1 protein-coding gene is annotated in these 1,111 nt (G+C 76.6%); it reads left to right on the top strand.

Annotated features, from left to right (window positions below):
• Nucleotides 1-978 (top strand): PP2C family protein-serine/threonine phosphatase (locus tag EAO71_RS01915; protein ID WP_187282520.1); only part of this gene is annotated, 978 nt, incomplete at its 5' end.
• Between the last annotated feature and the right edge of the window lie 133 nt (nt 979-1,111).

The raw sequence follows: 1,111 nt of genomic DNA, 5'->3' as shown, positions 1-1,111 counted from the left end.
CCCCTGCACGGCCGCCGTACCTCCGAACCGCCCCCGGACACCGCCGCAGCGGACTCCGCCGGATCGTGGTGGACGTACGCCGACGGCCGACCCGTCCACGTCGTGCACGCTCCGCTGGCCGCACCGGGTGGCCCCCGGCTCGGCGCCGTCCTCGCGGTCCGCGCGGCGGGCGGCTTCACCGGTCACGAGGAGGCCCTGGTCGCGCACGCCGCCCGCCTGGCCGGTGTGCACCTCGGCCACGCGCGCCGTCTCGCCGCGACCGAGGAGACGGCCCTGCACCTCCAGCAGGCCCTGGTGGCCGAGCCGGGCCGGCCGCACCCCAACCTGGAGATCGCGGGGCGCTACCTCCCGGTCGGTCCGAGGGCCCTGGTCGGCGGCGACTGGTTCGAGACCGTACGCCTCCACTTCGGCCGCAGCCTGCTCGTCGTCGGAGACGTGATGGGCCACGGCCTCGACGCCGCCGTGGACATGAACGCCTACCGCTCGGCGCTCCGGGACGTCGCTTCGACGGACCTTCCGCCGCACCGGGTGCTGCGCCACCTCGACTCCGTCGTCGCGGAGGACGGGTCGCGCCGTCCGGCCACCTGCCTGCTGATCCGGATCGACCCGGCGCGCGGCACCGCCACTTTCGCCAGTGCCGGACACCTGCCGCCGGTGGTCTTCACCGCCGACGGCTCCGCCGAACTCGTGGACCTCCCGGTCGGTCCGCCGCTGGGCACCGGCTTCGGCGGGTACGAGCCGCTGACCCGTGACATCACGTCGGCCGACACGCTCCTGCTCTTCACGGACGGCCTCGTGGAGCGGCGCGGTGAGGACATCGACGTCTCGCTCGGCCGCCTGGCGGCCCTTCGCCTCCCCGCCGGCTCGGGTCCCGAGGAGGTGGTCCGCCAGGTCCTCGCGCGCCTGGACGCCTCTCACGCCGAGGACGACGTCGCCGTGCTCGCCGCCCGGATCCGGGAGCGTTCCGCGCCGGAGTAGGGACGGTGCGGTGCGCCGCCAGGGCGGGTGAAAGCGCGGTGGCGTGAGCCGCCCGTCGGGCGGGTGGACGCGCGGTGGCGCGACCGCTCGGCGGGGCGGGCCGACCCGCGTGCCGTGAACCGGGCGGGTGGGC

The sequence above is a fragment of the Streptomyces sp. MS191 genome (genome assembly GCF_008042125.1).
Classification (GTDB): domain Bacteria; phylum Actinomycetota; class Actinomycetes; order Streptomycetales; family Streptomycetaceae; genus Streptomyces.
The sequence above is the reverse complement of the archived record's forward strand: the minus strand, read 5'-3'. Positions and strand labels throughout refer to the sequence as shown.